At 67.2% G+C, this 17,335-nt stretch carries 18 protein-coding genes and 1 tRNA gene; 13 read left to right on the top strand and 6 right to left on the bottom strand.

What is annotated here, in order from left to right:
- Positions 1–36: 36 nt before the first annotated feature.
- The 3 genes from EH231_RS32145 (at position 37) to rfbA (ending at position 2,438) form a co-directional block, all read left to right on the top strand.
- Positions 37–669: a nitroreductase family protein gene (locus EH231_RS32145; RefSeq protein ID WP_090429385.1), complete on the top strand. Its 633-nt coding sequence runs from the start codon at positions 37–39 to the stop codon at positions 667–669.
- A gap of 30 nt (positions 670–699) precedes the next feature.
- A complete protein-coding gene (gene ygiD, locus EH231_RS32150) occupies positions 700–1,473 on the top strand; it encodes a 4,5-DOPA-extradiol-dioxygenase (RefSeq protein WP_090430682.1) in 774 nt (257 codons plus the stop codon).
- A 98-nt stretch (positions 1,474–1,571) separates the two neighbouring features.
- Entirely contained in the window at positions 1,572–2,438 is an 867-nt protein-coding gene (gene rfbA, locus EH231_RS32155; RefSeq protein ID WP_090429387.1) for a glucose-1-phosphate thymidylyltransferase RfbA, read from the top strand.
- On the opposite strand, the gene EH231_RS32160 is transcribed toward rfbA, so the two are convergent.
- Both EH231_RS32160 and EH231_RS32165 read right to left on the bottom strand, forming a co-directional pair.
- Positions 2,439–3,242, bottom strand: coding sequence for an alpha/beta fold hydrolase (locus tag EH231_RS32160; RefSeq protein WP_090429389.1), 804 nt, complete (start codon positions 3,240–3,242; stop codon positions 2,439–2,441).
- A 103-nt stretch (positions 3,243–3,345) separates the two neighbouring features.
- Positions 3,346–3,428 (bottom strand) — tRNA-Leu (locus tag EH231_RS32165).
- Positions 3,429–3,701: 273 nt separating this feature from the next.
- On the opposite strand from EH231_RS32165, the gene EH231_RS32170 reads away from it, so the two are divergent.
- From EH231_RS32170 to pknB, 7 genes are all read left to right on the top strand, one after another.
- Complete coding sequence (locus EH231_RS32170; protein WP_090429391.1) at positions 3,702–5,150, top strand: FHA domain-containing protein; 1,449 nt, start codon at positions 3,702–3,704, stop codon at positions 5,148–5,150.
- A gap of 131 nt (positions 5,151–5,281) precedes the next feature.
- A complete protein-coding gene (locus tag EH231_RS32175) occupies positions 5,282–5,749 on the top strand; it encodes an FHA domain-containing protein FhaB/FipA (RefSeq protein ID WP_029110475.1) in 468 nt (155 codons plus the stop codon).
- An 85-nt stretch (positions 5,750–5,834) separates the two neighbouring features.
- Positions 5,835–7,361, top strand: coding sequence for a PP2C family protein-serine/threonine phosphatase (locus EH231_RS32180; protein ID WP_124714045.1), 1,527 nt, complete (start codon positions 5,835–5,837; stop codon positions 7,359–7,361).
- Positions 7,358–8,773 (top strand): peptidoglycan glycosyltransferase RodA, encoded by a 1,416-nt coding sequence (locus EH231_RS32185; protein ID WP_090429395.1) that lies wholly within the window; start codon positions 7,358–7,360, stop codon positions 8,771–8,773. Before EH231_RS32180 ends, EH231_RS32185 begins: the two co-directional genes overlap by 4 nt.
- Positions 8,770–10,248: a D,D-transpeptidase PbpA gene (pbpA, locus tag EH231_RS32190; protein WP_090429397.1), complete on the top strand. Its 1,479-nt coding sequence runs from the start codon at positions 8,770–8,772 to the stop codon at positions 10,246–10,248. The genes EH231_RS32185 and pbpA overlap by 4 nt, the downstream gene beginning before the upstream one ends.
- Complete coding sequence (locus EH231_RS32195) at positions 10,245–11,522, top strand: protein kinase domain-containing protein (protein ID WP_090429400.1); 1,278 nt, start codon at positions 10,245–10,247, stop codon at positions 11,520–11,522. Before pbpA ends, EH231_RS32195 begins: the two co-directional genes overlap by 4 nt.
- Positions 11,519–13,390: a Stk1 family PASTA domain-containing Ser/Thr kinase gene (pknB, locus tag EH231_RS32200; protein WP_090429402.1), complete on the top strand. Its 1,872-nt coding sequence runs from the start codon at positions 11,519–11,521 to the stop codon at positions 13,388–13,390. The genes EH231_RS32195 and pknB overlap by 4 nt, the downstream gene beginning before the upstream one ends.
- Here the strand turns inward: pknB and EH231_RS32205 are convergent.
- Together EH231_RS32205 and EH231_RS32210 are read right to left on the bottom strand one after the other, a co-directional pair.
- Positions 13,368–14,042, bottom strand: a complete 675-nt coding sequence (locus EH231_RS32205; RefSeq protein WP_124714046.1) for an aminodeoxychorismate/anthranilate synthase component II — start codon at positions 14,040–14,042, stop codon at positions 13,368–13,370. The two genes, pknB and EH231_RS32205, sit on opposite strands and share 23 nt — an antisense overlap.
- A 17-nt stretch (positions 14,043–14,059) precedes the next feature.
- Positions 14,060–14,809, bottom strand: a complete 750-nt coding sequence (locus tag EH231_RS32210; protein ID WP_090429405.1) for a DUF881 domain-containing protein — start codon at positions 14,807–14,809, stop codon at positions 14,060–14,062.
- Between the two features lie 94 nt (positions 14,810–14,903).
- Between EH231_RS32210 and crgA the strand changes: the two genes are divergently transcribed.
- Both crgA and EH231_RS32220 read left to right on the top strand, forming a co-directional pair.
- On the top strand, positions 14,904–15,188 hold the full coding sequence (gene crgA, locus EH231_RS32215; protein ID WP_044514345.1) for a cell division protein CrgA: 285 nt from the start codon (positions 14,904–14,906) through the stop codon (positions 15,186–15,188).
- A gap of 155 nt (positions 15,189–15,343) precedes the next feature.
- Positions 15,344–15,760 (top strand): PH domain-containing protein, encoded by a 417-nt coding sequence (locus EH231_RS32220; RefSeq protein ID WP_124714047.1) that lies wholly within the window; start codon positions 15,344–15,346, stop codon positions 15,758–15,760.
- A 75-nt stretch (positions 15,761–15,835) separates the two neighbouring features.
- Here the strand turns inward: EH231_RS32220 and EH231_RS32225 are convergent, their stop codons facing one another.
- Positions 15,836–16,363, bottom strand: coding sequence for a peptidylprolyl isomerase (locus EH231_RS32225; RefSeq protein WP_090429410.1), 528 nt, complete (start codon positions 16,361–16,363; stop codon positions 15,836–15,838).
- Positions 16,364–16,506: 143 nt separating this feature from the next.
- Here EH231_RS32225 and cwsA point away from each other — a divergent pair, with 143 nt between their 5' ends.
- Positions 16,507–16,905 carry a cell wall synthesis protein CwsA gene (gene cwsA / locus EH231_RS32230; protein ID WP_090429411.1) on the top strand — a complete coding sequence of 133 codons (399 nt, stop codon included), beginning with the start codon at positions 16,507–16,509 and terminating at the stop codon, positions 16,903–16,905.
- A 6-nt stretch (positions 16,906–16,911) separates the two neighbouring features.
- On the opposite strand, the gene EH231_RS32235 is transcribed toward cwsA, so the two are convergent.
- Complete coding sequence (locus EH231_RS32235) at positions 16,912–17,217, bottom strand: hypothetical protein (RefSeq protein WP_090429413.1); 306 nt, start codon at positions 17,215–17,217, stop codon at positions 16,912–16,914.
- Positions 17,218–17,335: the final 118 nt, after the last annotated feature.

A 17,335-nucleotide genomic window follows, 5' to 3' on the forward strand; every position in this document is an offset into this window, starting at 1 on the left:
CGGCACATTCGGATGGACCGCGATCCGAGGGGGGACATGTCTTCTGCCAGCAACGACGTGTGGGAAGTGATGTCGACGTCGCGGACCATCCGGCGGTTCACCGATGAACCGGTCGACGACGCCACCCTGACCCGCTGCCTGCAGGCCGCGGCGTGGGCGCCGTCGGGGGCGAACGCGCAGGCTTGGCGGTTCGTGGTGCTGCGCTCCGCGGAGCAGCGCGCGGTAGTGGCGAAGGCCGCCGCGCAGGCACTGGCCGTCATCGAACCCGTTTACGGCATGACCCGCCCGGCCGAGGACGACGCCAGCCGGCGTGCCAGGACCGACCGCGCCACCTATGAATTGCACGACCGGGCAGGCGAGTTCACCTCGGTGCTGTTCACCCAGCAGCGGTTCCCCACCGCCTCGGAACTGCTGCTCGGCGGATCGATCTTTCCTGCCATGCAGAACTTCCTGCTCGCGGCCCGGGCCCAGGGCCTGGGCGCCTGCCTGACCAGCTGGGCCTCCTACGGCGGGGAACAGCTGCTGCGCGAGGCCGTCGGGGTGCCGCAGGAGTGGATGCTGGCCGGCCACGTCGTGGTGGGCTGGCCCCGCGGATCCCACGGCCCGGTGCGCCGGCGCCCCGTCGGCGAACTGGTCTGCATGGACCATTGGGACAACCCGGCGTCCTAGGCTCGATTCATGGATCCGGCACCTGCACTGATGCCCGCGGCATTCATCGGCCACGGCAGCCCGATGAACGCGCTCGAGTCCAATCGCTTCACCGCGGCCTGGCGCGGTTTCGGGCAGGCGGTGCCCCGGCCCCGCGCGATCCTGGTGATCAGTGCGCACTGGTACATCAACGCCACCGCGGTGACGGCGATGCCGCGCCCGCGCACCATCCACGACTTCTACGGATTCCCGCGCGAGCTGTTCGACGTCGAGTACCCGGCGCCGGGGTTGCCGGAGTTGGCCGAGGAGGTCAGCGACGTCGTGCACCCGACCTGGGTGGGTGCCGACGTGGACAGCTGGGGTATCGACCACGGCACCTGGTCGGTGCTGGTGCACGCCTTTCCCGACGCGTCCATCCCCGTTGTGCAACTGGCGATCAACGCCAACGAACCGGCCGAGTACCACCTGCGACTCGGTGCGAAGCTGGCGCCGTTGCGCGAGCGCGGCGTGCTGGTGGTGGGAAGCGGCAACATCGTGCACAACCTCGCCGGTATGGACCCCACCAAGCCCGAGGGTGGCTTCGCCTGGGCTGAACGCTTCGACGATGCCGCCCACGAACAACTCATCCACTCCCCCGCCGATGTCCTCACCCTCGAGGCGCACCCCGACTATGCGGCCGCCGTTCCCACCCCGGACCACTTCATCCCGATGCTGTACTTCGCCGGGCTCGCCGGTGCCGCAGCGGATTCCACCCGCTCGGTCGACGCCATGGTCAGCGGCTACACCTACGGGTCGCTGTCGATGACGTCTTACCTGCTGAGTTGAGGAGATTCATTCCGGCGAGGCGGCCGGCACCGGCACGATAAGGTGTCGGCGTGTTGTGCCATGACAAGCCGGCAGACGGCGTCGGGGCGTAGGCACGCGTGCGCGGAATTCTTCTGGCCGGTGGGTCCGGCACCCGCCTGCATCCGATCACCACGGGTGTCAGCAAGCAGCTGCTGCCGGTGTACGACAAGCCGCTCGTCTACTACCCGCTGTCCACCCTGATCATGGCCGGCATCCGCGACATCCTGGTGATCACCACCCCTGTCGATGCGCCGGCGTTCCAGCGCTTGTTGGGTGACGGCTCGGCCTTCGGGGTGAACCTGAGCTATGCCGCCCAGCCCCAGCCCGAAGGCCTGGCCCAGGCGTTCGTGATCGGCGCCGAGCACATCGGGACAGATTCGGTGGCACTTGTGCTGGGCGACAACGTTTTCTACGGCCCGGGATTGGGTACGAACCTGCGCCGGTTCCAGAATGTCAGCGGTGGAGCGATTTTCGCGTACTGGGTGGCCAACCCGGCCGCCTACGGTGTCATCGAGTTCGGCGCGGACGGCACAGCGCTGTCCCTCGAGGAGAAACCCGCCGTCCCCAAATCGCAGTACGCCGTGCCGGGGCTGTACTTCTACGACAACGACGTCATAGATATAGCGCGCTCACTCCGGAAATCCGCGCGCGGAGAGTATGAGATCACCGAGATCAACCAGATCTACCTGAACCAGGGCCGGCTCTCGGTCGAGGTGCTGGCCCGCGGAACGGCCTGGTTGGACACCGGCACCTTCGACTCACTCCTGGACGCCAGTGACTTCGTCCGCACCATAGAACGCCGCCAAGGGCTGAAGATCGGTGTGCCCGAGGAGATCGCGTGGCGCGCCGGCTACATCGACGACGATCAACTGGTTGCCCGTGCCAAGGAACTGCCCAAATCCGGGTACGGCGACTATCTGTTGCAGCTGTTGCAGCGCAGGTAGTCACACCGTGGCAAAGAACTCCTGAAGAGCCTCGGCGACGCGCTCGGGCGCCATGGCTGTCGCGAAGTGCGACTGATCGGGCCAGACCACTCGCTGGGCGTGTGGGAGCACCTGCGCCAGGCGGTCCATGCCTTCTGGCAGAGGTGGCCAACTCTGACCGCCCTGCATCAACAACACCGGCAACGTGATCGTCGCCCACCGGTCGACGTCCTGTCCGTCACCGGCCATCGCCTCCAGATCCGCTCCCGCGGAGACCGTGATGGTGCGGCCGGTCTCCTCATCAGGGAGCGTGATCGGAGTCGCCGAAATCACCTCGGCAGGAACGCATGCGACATCGCGGGCGAAGACTTCGAGTGCCTCTGGATATCGGCGTTCGGCGCAGAACTGCCGGAAGCGATCGAGGACCGGCAACAGGTGTGCGCCCGACAACAGCAATGGCGGCTCGAACAACGCCAGTGACGCGATTCGATCGGCGTCGGCCGCGGCCGCATAAAGGGCGACCGTCGCTCCATAGGAGCCGCCGACGATATGTGCCGTAGAACCAAAGGATTCAGCCACTGAATTCAGCACGCACCGCAGATCGGCGGCCTCCGCGTCGAAACTATTGGGTGAGTTGCCGATGGCACTCGGTGGGTGGTTTCGCCGCGCGTACCGCACGATCCGGTAGCCGGCGAGATGCTGACCGACCGCGGCCCACGAATCCAGGCCGCCATTGGACCCGTGCACGAAAACCACCGGCGGCCCGTCACCCGTCACTTCCAGAACCAGCTTGGTGTCGTCCGCCGCTCGCAGTTCTGAATGCACAACGTGAGTATTGCCCTAGCCACGGCGCTCGGCCCCAAATACGAAGGCCGTGAACTCAGTTGAGTTCACGGCCTTCGTCGCAGTTCATCAGAACCGCTCTCTGTGGGCGAAGGGGGACTTGAACCCCCACGTCCCGAAGGACACTGGCACCTGAAGCCAGCGCGTCTGCCATTCCGCCACTCGCCCGAATGACCGAGGCAGCGTAACACTGCGAGCGCGCCGTTCCCAAACCGGCCGATCAGCAGGCCGATCAGGCGCCCGCCGGATTGTCAGAAAACCCTTAAGCTCATCTAGATCAGGTCACTGACCTGCAACGATCGGATTCTCAGAGTTCTGTTGGTCCCGCTTTACGGCACTAGGCCGATACCATGCTTGTGAGCAGTGTGGCCAGAGCGACACGCGGTAGCACGGGTGCCGTGTCGAGGCGACGAACGACAACGAGAAAAGGCGGGCGGTGACATGGGTCTGGTCGACCGCATCGAACGCAAACTCGAGTCGACCGTCGGCGATGCGTTCGCCCGGGTCTTCGGCGGCTCGATAGTGCCTCAAGAAGTAGAGACGGCGTTGTGCCGGGAAGCCGAGTCCCGAGCCCGTACCGTGGCCGGTGGACAAGTTTTGGCACCGAACGACTACGTAATTACGCTCAGTGGCACTGACTATCAGAGAGTAAGCGCCGATACTGACCTGACCTCGACCGCGTTCGCCAAACATCTGGGGGGATTCATTCGTGATCAGGGGTGGCAAACGTATGGTGATGTGGTCGTTAGATTCGAGCAATCACCGAACCTGCACACCGGACAGTTCCGCGCCCACGGCGCGGTTAACCCCGATTCGACCGCTGGCGAATCCGCGCGAGCCCAAGGCGACCATGCGTTCACCGCAGAATCAGGAGAACCACCTATGACCGATAACCCGAATTACCGCGGCGGCCAGGGACAAGGGCGGCCCGGCGACGAGTATTACGACGACCGCTACGGCCACCCGCAGGACGATCCCCGCGGCGGGCAGTACCCGCCGGAGCAGGGCGGCTACCCGCCCCAGGAGCAGGGCGGCGGCTATCCCCCGCAGCAGCGCGGCGGCTACGGCGGCGAGCGGGGCGGATACCCCGATCAGGGCGGCTACCCGGACCAGGGTGGGTACCCGGATCAAGGCGGTTACCCCGACCAGGCCGGCTACCCCCCGCAGTCCTACGAGCAGCAGCGTCCGCCCGCCGGCTACGGCGGTCAGCCGGGCGGCGGTTATGACCGCGGCTACGGCGGCCAGCCGGGCGGCGGCTACGGCCAGCCCGCGCCGGGCGGTCAACCCGGTTACGGCGGCGGCGAGTACGACTACGGACGTCAGGACCCGCGCCAGGGCGGCGGCTACCCCGAGCAGGGTGGCGGGTACGCCGGCGGTGGCCAGCCCTACGGGCGCCAGGAGTACGGCCAGCAGCAGGATTATGGCCGCGGCTACGCCGAGCCTCAGCAGGGCGGTTACCCCGAACAGGGCGGCTACGGCGAGCCCGGTTATGGCGAGCAGGGCGGCTACCCGGACCAGGGTGGGTACGGCGCACCGGGGGCCGGCCAGCCCGGATACGGCGGCCAGCAGGGCGGGTACGGCGGCGGCGACTACGCCGCCGGAGGCGCTGCGGTCACCCTCCAGCTCGACGACGGCAGTGGCCGTACCTACCAGTTGCGCGAAGGCGCCAACGTGATCGGCCGCGGCCAGGACGCCCAGTTCCGTCTCCCCGACACCGGGGTGTCTCGCCGGCACCTGGAAATCCGGTGGGACGGACAGGTCGCGTTGCTGTCAGACCTCAACTCCACCAACGGCACCACGGTGAACAACGCACCGGTGCAGGAGTGGCAGCTGGCCGACGGCGACGTGATCCGGCTGGGCCATTCCGAGATCATCGTGCGCGTGCACTGAGCGTCTGAGACCGGACACACCTGAGTGGCAAGCACCCCGCTTCGCCCTCACGGCGATCGCCGTCCAAGTATCGTGACGTTGCCGACGGTAGCTGAGCGATACCAGTGGGGCGGATACGGAGAGGACGTCAGATGCAGGGGTTAGTGCTGCAGCTGACACGTGTCGGTTTCCTCCTGCTGCTGTGGTTGTTCATCTGGTCGGTGCTGCGCATCCTGCGGACGGACATCTATGCGCCCACGGGCGCGGTGATGGTGCGCCGGGGGCTGGCTCTCCGCGGTTCCCTGCTGCCGAGCCGGGACCGACGCCACATCGCGCGGCAATTGGTGGTCACCGAGGGCGCGCTGGCCGGTACCCGCATCACGTTGGGTGCTCAGCCGGTGTTGATCGGCCGTGCCGACGACTCCACTCTTGTGCTCACCGATGATTACGCTTCGACGCGCCACGCCCGGCTCTCACCACGAGGTTCGGAGTGGTACGTCGAGGACCTAGGATCGACCAACGGCACATACCTTGACAGGGCGAAGGTGACAACAGCGGTAAGGGTTTCAATCGGGACACCGGTTCGAATCGGTAAGACGGTAATCGAGTTGCGTCCGTGACGCCGCGCACGCGAGGAGCAGATCAGGCACCGCGCACGCGAGGAGCAGAATCGATACCGCGCATGCGAGGAGCGCTAGACACACTATGACCCTCGTACTCCGATACGCCGCGCGCAGTGATCGCGGGTTGGTTCGCGCCAACAATGAGGACTCGGTGTATGCCGGGGCGCGGCTGCTGGCGCTGGCCGACGGCATGGGCGGCCATGCCGCAGGCGAAGTGGCCTCACAGCTCGTCATCGCGGCGCTGGCGCATCTCGACGACGACGAGCCCGGCGGTGACCTGCTCAGCAAGCTCAACACCGCGGTCGGCCAGGGCAATGCCGCGATCGCGGCCCACGTGGAGGCCGACCCCGAACTCGACGGCATGGGCACCACGCTCACCGCGATCCTGTTCGCAGGCAACCGGCTGGGCCTCGTCCACATCGGCGACTCCCGCGGCTATCTGCTGCGCGACGGTGAGCTGACCCAGATCACCAAGGACGACACCTTCGTCCAGACGCTGGTCGACGAAGGGCGCATCACCGCCGAGGAGGCCCACAGCCATCCGCAGCGGTCGCTGATCATGCGGGCGCTGACCGGGCATGAGGTCGAGCCGACACTGATCATGCGTGAGGCCAAGGCCGGTGATCGCTACCTGCTGTGCTCGGACGGTCTGTCCGATCCGGTCAGCCACGAGACCATCCACGAGGCCCTGCAGATCGAGGACGTCGCCGAGAGCGCCGACCGGCTGATCGAGCTGGCCCTGCGCGGCGGCGGCCCGGACAACGTGACCGTGGTGGTCGCCGACGTCGTCGACTATGACTACGGGCAGACCCAGCCGATCCTGGCCGGCGCGGTGTCCGGGGACGACGATCAGACCGCGCCGCCGGACACGGCTGCCGGACGGGCCTCTGCGTTCAATCCCCGCCGCAATGAACCCAAACGCGTGGTGCCCCAGCCGGCCGAGCCGGCCCGCAAGCCACGATCGCGCCGCCGGTTCCTCATCGCCGCTGTGCTGCTGGTACTGGTGCTCATCGGCGGCCTGGCCATCGGCCGGGAGATCATCCGCAACAACTATTACGTCGCCGAGCACGACGGCACGGTGTCGATCATGCGTGGGGTGCAGGGCTCCTTTCTCGGTATCTCACTGCAGGAGCCATATCGCCTGGGCTGTCTCAACGCCCGCAACGAACTGTCGCTGATCAGCGCCGACGACACTCAGGACCAGCGCGAGTGCCGGTTGATGGCGATCGACGACTTGCGTCCCTCGGAACGGGCCTCGGTGAAGGCCGGTCTGATCGGCGGCACCCAGGACGAGGCCATCGAGCAGATCACCAAGCTGGCCCGGAGCTCCGTCCTGCCGGTGTGCGCCCCGCGCACCGCCACCACGACGTCGAAGCCCGCCCCGGCACCCAGCCCGGCGCCGTCTCCGTCACCTTCGGCGGCTCCGATGCCGGCGCCCGCGCCCAGCGCCGAGCCGCCTGCCCCCGAGACACCCGCGCCTGAGACACCCCCCGCGCCGGGAGCCCCGACCTCGGCTCCGCCGTCCCCTGCACCATCGCCGTCTCCGACCGTCACCGCGCTGCCTCCCCCACCACAAGAACCGGGGAAGAACTGCCGAGCCGTGTCATGACGACTCAACCCCAGTCGCCGGTTACCGTCACGCCGCCGCTACCCAATCGGCGCAACGCGGAACTGCTGCTTCTGGGGTTCGCGGCCTTCATCACCACGGTTGCACTGCTGATCGTCGAGGCCAATCAGGAACAAGGTCTGAGCTGGGATCTGGTCCGCTACGTCATGGCCTTCATCGTCCTGATGGGCGCCGCGCACCTGGCCGTGCGCCGGTTCGCCCCCTACGCCGACCCCCTTCTGTTACCGGTCGTGGCACTGCTCAACGGGCTGGGCCTGGTGATGATCCACCGGCTGGACCTGGCCAAGGGTGAGATGACCTCCGACGGGCTCGGCGGCACCGCCAACCAGCAGATGATGTGGACGCTGGTGGGTGTCATCGGGTTCTCCGTCGTGGTGGCGCTACTGACCGACCATCGCATGCTCGCCCGGTACGGGTACATCTGCGCGCTGACCGGCCTTGTGCTGCTTGTCATTCCGGCGTTGCTGCCGACGAAGTACTCCGAGCAGTACGGCGCCAAGATCTGGATCCAGTTCCCCGGCTTCTCGATTCAGCCCGCCGAGTTCTCCAAGATCCTGCTGTTGATCTTCTTCGCCGCGGTGCTGGTCGCCAAGCGGGACCTGTTCACCAGTGCGGGGAAACACTTCTTCGGACTCGACCTGCCGCGGCCCCGCGACCTGGCTCCCCTGCTGCTGGCCTGGGCCGCCTCGGTGGGCGTGATGGTCTTCGAAAAGGATTTGGGCACTTCACTTCTGCTGTATGCGTCGTTCCTGGTCCTGGTCTATGTGGCGACCGAGCGGCTGAGCTGGGTGGTCATCGGGCTGGCCCTGTTCGCCGCGGGAAGCGTTGTGGCATACCAGGTTTTCGGCCATGTCCGGGTGCGGGTGGAGACCTGGCTCGATCCGTTCGCCGATCCCGACGGCGCCGGCTACCAGATGGTGCAGTCCCTGTTCAGCTTCGCCACCGGCGGCATCTTCGGCACCGGCCTGGGCAACGGACAGCCCGGGACGGTGCCTGCCGCGGCCACCGATTTCATCATCGCCGCGATCGGCGAGGAGCTCGGATTGGTCGGGCTGGCAGGCGTTCTCATGCTTTACACGATCCTGATCATCCGCGGGATGCGTACGGCGATCGCGGTGCGCGACAGCTTCGGCAAGCTGCTGGCCGCCGGATTGGCCTCGACGCTGGCCATTCAGCTGTTCATCGTCGTCGGCGGCGTCACCAAGCTGATCCCGCTGACCGGCCTGACCACTCCGTGGATGTCCTACGGCGGCTCCTCGTTGCTGGCCAACTACATCCTGCTCGCCATCCTGGTGCGCATCTCGCACGCCGCCCGCCGGCCCATCAGCACCACCCCGTCGCCGAACCCCACCCCGATCGCCGCGGCCAACACCGAGGTGATCGAGAAGGTATGAACACCTCCCTGCGCCGGGTGGCAGTCACGATCATGGTGCTGATCGTGCTGCTGTTGGCCAATGCCACCATCACCCAGGTCTTCACGGCCGACGGGTTACGCGCCGACCCGCGCAACCAGCGGGTGCTGCTCGACGAGTACTCGCGCCAGCGGGGCCAGATCACCGCCGGCGGCCAGCTGCTGGCCTACTCGGTGGCCACCGACGGCCGGTTCCGCTTCCTGCGCACCTACCCCAACCCCGACGTCTACGCCCCGATCACCGGGTTCTACTCGCTGGGCTATTCCAGCACCGGGCTGGAGCGGGCCGAGGACAGCATTCTCAACGGCTCCGACGAGCGCCTCTTCGGCCGCCGGCTCGCCGATTTCTTCACCGGGCGCGACCCACGCGGCGGCAACGTCGACACCACCATCAACCCGCAGGTGCAGCAGGCCGCCTGGGACGCATTGCAGCACGGCTGCAGCGACGGCCCCTGCAAGGGCTCTGTGGTGGCCCTGGAGCCCTCGACGGGCAAGATCCTGGCCATGGCGTCGTCTCCCTCCTACGACCCCAACCAGCTGGCCACACACGACCTCAACGCCCAGAGCCAGGCCTGGCAGCAGCTGCGCGACGACGAACAGTCCCCGTTGCTCAACCGCGCCATCTCGGAGACCTACCCGCCGGGCTCGACGTTCAAGGTGATCACCACGGCTGCCGCCCTGCAGGCCGGCAGCACCCCCGACACCCAGCTCACCGCGGCGCCGCGGATCCCGCTGCCCGACAGCACGGCGACGCTGGAGAACTTCGGTGGGGCCTCGTGCGGACCCGGTCCCACGGCCACGCTGCGCGAGGCGTTCGCGAAATCGTGCAACACCGCCTTCGTCGAGCTGGGCCTCAAGACCGGGGCCGACAAGCTCAAGACGACCGCCCAGGCCTTCGGCCTCGACTCTCCCCCGCCGACCATCCCGCTGCAGGTGGCCGAATCGACCACCGGACCGATCGCGGACGGGGCCGCACTCGGCATGTCCAGCATCGGACAGCGCGATGTCGCGTTGACTCCGCTGCAGAACGCGCAGGTGGCCGCGACCATCGCTAATGACGGCATCGCGATGCGCCCGTATCTTGTGGATAGCCTAAAAGGACCCGACCTGGCCACCATCGCCACCACCGCACCTGCCCAAGAGCGCCGGGCAGTGTCACCCCAGGTCGCAGCTACACTTACGGACTTGATGGTCGCCGCCGAGCAGGTGACTCAGCAGAAGGGAGCCATCGCCGGCGTGCAGATCGCTTCGAAGACCGGTACGGCAGAGCACGGGACGGATCCCCGTAACACTCCGCCGCATGCCTGGTACATCGCATTCGCACCGGCTTCCGACCCTAAAGTTGCGGTCTCGGTGTTGATCGAGGACGGCGGGGACCGGTTGTCGGCCACCGGCGGCGCACTCGCCGCCCCGATCGGACGCGCCACGATAGCCGCGGCGCTGCGGGAGGGTTCATGAGTCCCCGGGTTGGAGTCACGCTGTCCGGGCGGTACCGGCTGCAGCGACTGATCGCCACGGGCGGCATGGGTCAGGTCTGGGAGGCCGTCGACTCGCGGCTGGGCCGACGTGTCGCGGTCAAGGTGCTCAAGGCCGAGTTCTCCACCGACGCGGAGTTCGTCGAACGGTTCCGCGCCGAGGCCCGCACCGTGGCCATGCTCAACCACCCTGGCATCGCCAGCGTGTACGACTACGGCGAGACCGATATCGACGGCGAAGGCCGCACGGCGTATCTGGTGATGGAGCTCGTCAACGGTGAGCCGTTGAACTCGGTGCTCAAGCGGACCGGACGGCTGTCGCTCCGGCACGCCCTCGACATGCTCGAGCAGACCGGACGCGCACTGCAGGTGGCCCACACCGCGGGTCTGGTGCACCGCGACGTCAAGCCGGGCAACATCCTCATCACCCCGACCGGCCAGGTGAAACTGACCGACTTCGGTATCGCCAAGGCCGTCGACGCCGCCCCGGTCACCCAGACCGGCATGGTGATGGGCACAGCCCAGTACATCGCGCCCGAGCAGGCCCTCGGCCACGACGCCACCGCGGCCAGCGACGTCTACGCGCTGGGAGTCGTTGGCTACGAATCGGTTTCGGGTAAGCGCCCGTTCACCGGCGACGGTGCGCTGACGGTGGCGATGAAACACATCAAGGAGACGCCGCCGCCGCTGCCCGCCGATCTGCCGCCCAATGTCCGCGAGCTGATCGAGATCACCCTGGTGAAGAACCCGGGGATGCGCTACAAGTCGGGCGGGCCGTTCGCCGACGCGGTCGCCGCCGTGCGCTCCGGCCGCCGCCCCCCGCGTCCCAACCAGGCCCCGACTCTGGGCCGGGCCGCTCCGGCCGCGGTTCCGTCGGCCGCCCAGGCCCGCGCCGCGGCCGAGCTCACCGGCCGCACGCCGGTGACCGCCACCCGGGCGAGGCCGACCACGGCCGCCCACCGGCCGGCACCGGCTCCGCGGCGCACGTTCTCGTCGGGTCAGAGGGCGCTGCTGTGGGCCGCCGGGGTACTCGGGGCGCTGGCTATCGTGATTGCCATCCTGATCGTGCTCAACGCGCAGGATCGCAAGGATCAGCAGCAGTCACCACCGCCCACGGTCACCGACACGGTGACCCAGACGACGCCTTACCAGACCCCGGCAGCGTTGCCGGACCTGGCATTCCACGTGATCGTGCCTAGGGAAGTCGGGGCTGACGCTCAGGCTGTACCGAAGGCACCGGAACAGATACTGCGATGACGACGCCTCAGCACCTCTCTGACCGATATGAACTCGGTGAAATTCTCGGCTTCGGCGGCATGTCCGAAGTCCACATCGCACGCGACACCCGGCTGCACCGCGACGTCGCGGTCAAGGTCCTGCGGGCCGACCTGGCTCGCGACCCGAGCTTCTACCTGCGCTTCCGCCGGGAGGCGCAGAACGCGGCCGCGCTGAACCATCCCGCCATCGTGGCGGTGTACGACACCGGCGAGGCCGAGACGCCCAACGGGCCGTTGCCCTACATCGTCATGGAGTACGTCGACGGTGTGACGCTGCGCGACATCGTGCACACCGAGGGTCCGATCCCGCCGAAGCGCGCGATCGAGATCATCGCCGATGCCTGCCAGGCGCTGAACTTCAGCCACCAGCACGGCATCGTGCACCGCGACGTCAAGCCGGCCAACATCATGATCAGCAAGAACAACGCTGTGAAGGTGATGGACTTCGGTATCGCGCGCGCCCTCGCCGATACCGGCAACAGCGTCACGCAGACCGCCGCGGTGATCGGCACCGCGCAGTACCTGTCGCCCGAGCAGGCCCGCGGTGAAACGGTCGACGCCCGCTCCGACGTCTACTCGCTGGGCTGCGTGCTTTACGAAATCCTCACTGGCGAACCACCTTTCATCGGTGATTCGCCAGTCGCGGTGGCCTATCAGCATGTCCGCGAGGATCCGGTCCCGCCGTCACAACGACACACCGGCATCTCCCCGGAACTCGACGCGGTGGTGCTCAAGGCCCTCGCCAAGAACCCCGACAACCGGTATCAGACCGCGGCCGAGATGCGCACCGACCTGATCCGGGTGCACAGCGGTGAGGCTCCCGAGGCCCCCAAGGTGTTCACCGAATCCGAGCGGACCTCGATGATGAACTCCGGGCCGATGCTGGCCCAGGGCGGCGCCGCACCCACGCAGAACCTGGTGGTGCCCCGTCCGGCCGACCGCAATGCCTCGGTCGCCCGGTGGTTGATCGCCGTCGCGGTCCTGGCGGTGCTGACCGTCGTGGTGACGGTCGCCATCAACATGTTCGACGGTAAGACCCGTGACGTGCAGGTGCCCGATGTCAGCGGTCAGCGTTCGGCCGACGCCGTCGCCGCACTGCAGAACCGGGGCTTCAAGACCCGCACGGAACCCATGCCGGACAACCAGGTTCGGCCGGAGTACGTGATCGGCACCGATCCCGCGGCCAACAGCATGGTGGCCGCCGGCGATGAGATCACCGTCAACGTGTCGACCGGGCCCAAGCAGGCCCAGATCCCCGATGTCGCCGGCTTGAGCCCGTCCCAGGCCCGGCAGAAGCTCAAGGACGCCGGGTTCGAGAAGGTCAAGGAGTCGTCGAGTCCGTCGACTCCCGAGCAGAAGGGCCGGGTGCTCGCGACCAACCCGCCCGCCAACCAGACCGCGGGGATCATCTACGAGGTCACGCTCGTGGTCGGGTCGGGCCCGGAGGACACCTCGGTTCCGTCATGCTCCGGCCAGTCAGTCGATGTGTGCAAGCAGATCCTGACCGCATCGGGCTTCACCAGCACGGTCGTGATCGACGTGGACAACACCGCACCCACGGGCCAGGTCGTCGACACGGCGCCGACATCCGGACAGTCGGTCCCGAAGGACACCCCGATTCAGATCCACGTGTCCAAGGGCAACCAGTTCGTCATGCCCAACCTGGTCGGCCAGGTCTGGGATGACGTCTACCCGCGGCTGACCGCGCTCGGATGGACGGGAGTCCTGGACAAGGGTCCGGACATCCGCGACAGCGGTCAGCGCACCAACGCGGTCGTGACTCAGAGCCCGCAGGCGGGCACCCCGGTCACCTTCGGCTCGAAGATCACGCTGAGCTTCGCGTCGTAACCGCCGCTACGGCGCGAGCCACCTCGGCTTCGAGCTCGGCCACCAGCCGTTCCTCCGGGGCGGCACCGCACACGCCCAGCCAGTTGGCCAGCATGCGGTGTCCGCCCTCGGTGAGGATCGACTCCGGGTGGAACTGCACGCCGTGAATCGGCAACTCGCGGTGCCTTACCGCCATGATCACGCCGCCGTCGGTCTGCCCGATGACCTCGAGCTCGTCGGGAACGGTCTCGGGCAGGATCGTCAGCGAGTGGTAGCGGGTCGCGGTGAACGGATCCGGGAGACCCTTCAGCACCCCGGCGTCGGCGTGGTGCACGACGCTCGTCTTACCGTGCAGCAGCTCGGGCGCGCGGTCGACAGTGCCGCCGAACGCCACCCCGATGGCCTGATGGCCGAGGCAGACGCCCAGTAGGGGAGTGCCGGCGGCCGCGCAGGCACGCACCAGCGGGATCGTTGCTCCGGCCCGCTCCGGGGTACCCGGGCCCGGGCTCAGCAGGACGCCGTCGAATTCGGCTGCCACCTTGGCTAGGTCGGCTTCGGTGGCCAGGCGTTCGTCGTCGTTGCGCCAGACCTGCGCGTCCACCCCGAGCTGACCCAGATACTGGACCAGGTTGAACACGAAGCTGTCATAGTTGTCGACGACCAAAACCTGCATCGGCCCAGGTTACCGGCTCAGTAGCCGACCGGGCCCGCGGGTTTCGCGTAGCGCATCCGCAGCGGCTCGGTATGGCCGGTCAGCTCGACCTCGGCGCGTGGCTCCTCCGTATAACCCAACCCGAAGCGCACCACGTACTGCTTGTAGAGGGTGACGTACGGAGCGGCGGCCAGGGCGGCCTGCATCGCCGTGGCATCGCCGATCGCGGTGATCACGTAGGGCGGGCTGTAGGTCCGGCCGTTGAGCAGCAGGGTATTGCCGACGCAGCGCGGTGCCGACGTCGCGATGATGCGTTGGTCCTGCATCTGGATGCCCTCGGCGCCCGCGCTCCACAATGCGTTCAGGACGGCCTGGATGTCCTGTTGGTGCACCACCAGGTCGTCGGGGGAGGCGTCGCGGGGAAAGCGGCCCTGGGCGTCGCGCTGGGCGTCGTTGAGGGTGACGACCAGTCCGGGTCCCCGCATGGGCACCGTGCCCGCATCGACGGCCAATTCGGCGGAACGCCGGGTGATGGCTGCCAGCGCCGCGTGTGATTCCGGGGATCCACCGTGATGGCTGTCGATCTCCGTGGACAGCGAGTCGCGCTGGACAGTGAGCCGGTCCACCGACTGCTGCGCCTCGCGCACCAGGTCGACCAGGCGGGGAGCATCGCTGCGGCGAATCTCGTCCCCACCGGAGACCCCGTGGGTGGCGGCCAGCAGCAGGCCCGCGGCCAGGCAGACTACCGGGACGCCGAAGCGCCACGGGGATCGATCCGGTTGGTCCATCGCAGTCTCTCCTGGACGTGCAGCTACGTTAGGCTCGTGAGGCATCCTGCCTCATCGTCGCACCGTGTGACGCCGACTGTCCGCGAAGGTACCCATGCCCAAGTCCAAAGTCCGTAAGAAGAACGATTTCACCATCAAGTCGGTGAGCCGGACCCCGGTCAAGGTGAAAGCCGGGCCGTCAAGTGTGTGGTTCGTCGCGCTGTTCATCGGCCTCATGCTGTTCGGTCTCATCTGGCTGCTGGTTTTCCAGCTGGCCGCAACCAATCCGGTGGACACTCCGTCCTTCCTTCAGTGGATGGCTGACCTGGGTCCGTGGAACTACGCCGTCGCCTTTGCCTTCATGATCAGTGGGCTGTTGCTCACGATGCGCTGGCGCTGACCCCGGGCGACGTCATAATGAATTCATCTTACGTTTTCAGCGTTACCGGTTCAGCAACCTTGGCGATGCTCAATCACATCGTTGTGATTCATCCCCATTGGGGATAGCACCTGTGGATAACTCCATTAGTCGCGGTAAGAGGGTGTGAAAAGCCCGTGCAGCAAACTCATTGGGGCCCACCTGCTGCCGGAGTCGCTGGTTGCGGCATAGCCGGACTTATGATGGCTATCGCAGCTGTGACCGTGATCACAGACCCGCCCGGACGTGTTCTTGCCGGCATAGCTGGGGTGGGATTGCTCACGTTCGCAACATTGTCGTGGCGGGCACGACCCAAACTGGCAATTAACCAAGACGGTCTCACCGTCGCCGGCTGGTGGAAGACCCGGACCTATCGCCGCGATGACATCCGCGCGATCCGCATCACCGAGTTCCGCCGGATCGCTCGCAAGGTCCGCCTGCTTGAGATCGACACGATCGACGACCACCTGGTGGTCCTCACGCGGTGGGACCTCGGAACAGACCCGCTCGACGTCTTGGACGTGCTCACCGAGGCCGGTTTCGCGCCGCGGTGAAAACAGACCCCACACAACACACGACGCCCCCGACTACGGGGGCGTCGCGCATATGTAGGTGCGGGGTTGGGCCCGTTATGACACGGTGACCGATTCGATGACAACCGGCTCGGCCGGACGGTCGGAACGATCGGTGGGGGTGGTCGCGATGGCGTCGACCACCTTCTTCGACTCGGGATCGACAACCTCACCGAAGATGGTGTGGCGCCGGTTCAGGTGCGGAGTCTGGCCGACCGTGATGAAGAACTGGGATCCGTTGGTGCCCGGGCCGGCGTTGGCCATGGCCAGCAGGTAGGGCTTGTCGAACTGCAGCTCGGGGTGGAACTCGTCGGCGAACTGGAAGCCCGGGCCACCGCGGCCGGTGCCGGTCGGATCGCCGCCCTGGATCATGAAGCCGTCGATCACCCGGTGGAAGATCGCGCCATCGTAGAACGGACCTGACGTGCCACCCGAGGCATTCTCGGTGCTGTAGTCCTTGGTGCCCTGCGCCAAGCCGACGAAGTTGGCCACGGTCTTGGGAGCGTGGTTTCCGAACAGTGCGATCTTGATATCGCCGCGGTTGGTGTGCAGTGTCGCCGTCGCGGTCTGAATGGGGCTCGTCACGGCTACTCAGTCTGCCATCCCGGCAACCGGCAACCGGCAGATACCCCACCAACACCCCGAGACTTGCGCAGAGATGGCAATGTGGATCTCAGCCGACACCCGGCCTAACTCACCTCCGCCGCCAGTGCCCAGAAAGGTGCCAGATGACCGCGAACGTCGATACCCGGTTGGCCCCCCGTCAGCGTCTAGCCCGCGGTTTGAAATACAGCACTGTCGGTCCGGTCGACGTGACCCGCGGCGTGGTGGGTCTGACCGCCGACACGGTGTCCGCTACGGCAGCCGGTCTGCGCAAGCGCTACGAGTCGGGCAAGCTGCGCCGTCAGATTGCCGCGGCCGCGGCAACGGTGGCCGCGCTGCCCGAGGTCCTTCAGGAGGCCGCCGCAGCGCCACAGCCCAAGCGGCGCCGGCGCCGGCTGGTGATCGCCGGGGTCGCCGTGGCGGTCCTGGCCGGCGGGGCCGTGACGTTCTCGATCTTGCGGCGGTCCGCCCGGCCCGAGCCCTCACCGCTGCCGCCGAGCGTCGAGGTCAGCCCGAAGCCCTAGCGACCGTCAACCGGCACCGTTGGGGTTCGGCATCTCCGCGCCACCGTTCTCCTCCGGATTGTCACCAGCGCCGTGATTGGGATTGGTGCAGATGGTGCCCTCACACGGCACCATCGAGCCGTCTCCGTTCGGATTGGGCATCATCGGCGCCGTCGTGACGGCGGGCACCCCCGGAGTCTGTGGGGCCGCCGGTGCCGTGGGAGCCTCACTCGACGAGGTCACCGGAGTCTGGGTGTCGGTCGGGGCTTGTCGGCTGCTGTCGGTACCGCACGCAGCACCGCTGAGTACGAGTGCCGCCGCGACAGGAATCATCTTGTGCCAACACCTCATGCGGGCCGACGCTATCAACGGATGTCGGAGTTTCTCGGGACATTGCCGAAGTCCCGCTGGAACCAACGGTCTCACAACGTGATTCACCGAAAACGCGCCC

Source organism: Mycolicibacterium nivoides, from assembly GCF_003855255.1.
Classification (GTDB): domain Bacteria; phylum Actinomycetota; class Actinomycetes; order Mycobacteriales; family Mycobacteriaceae; genus Mycobacterium; species Mycobacterium nivoides.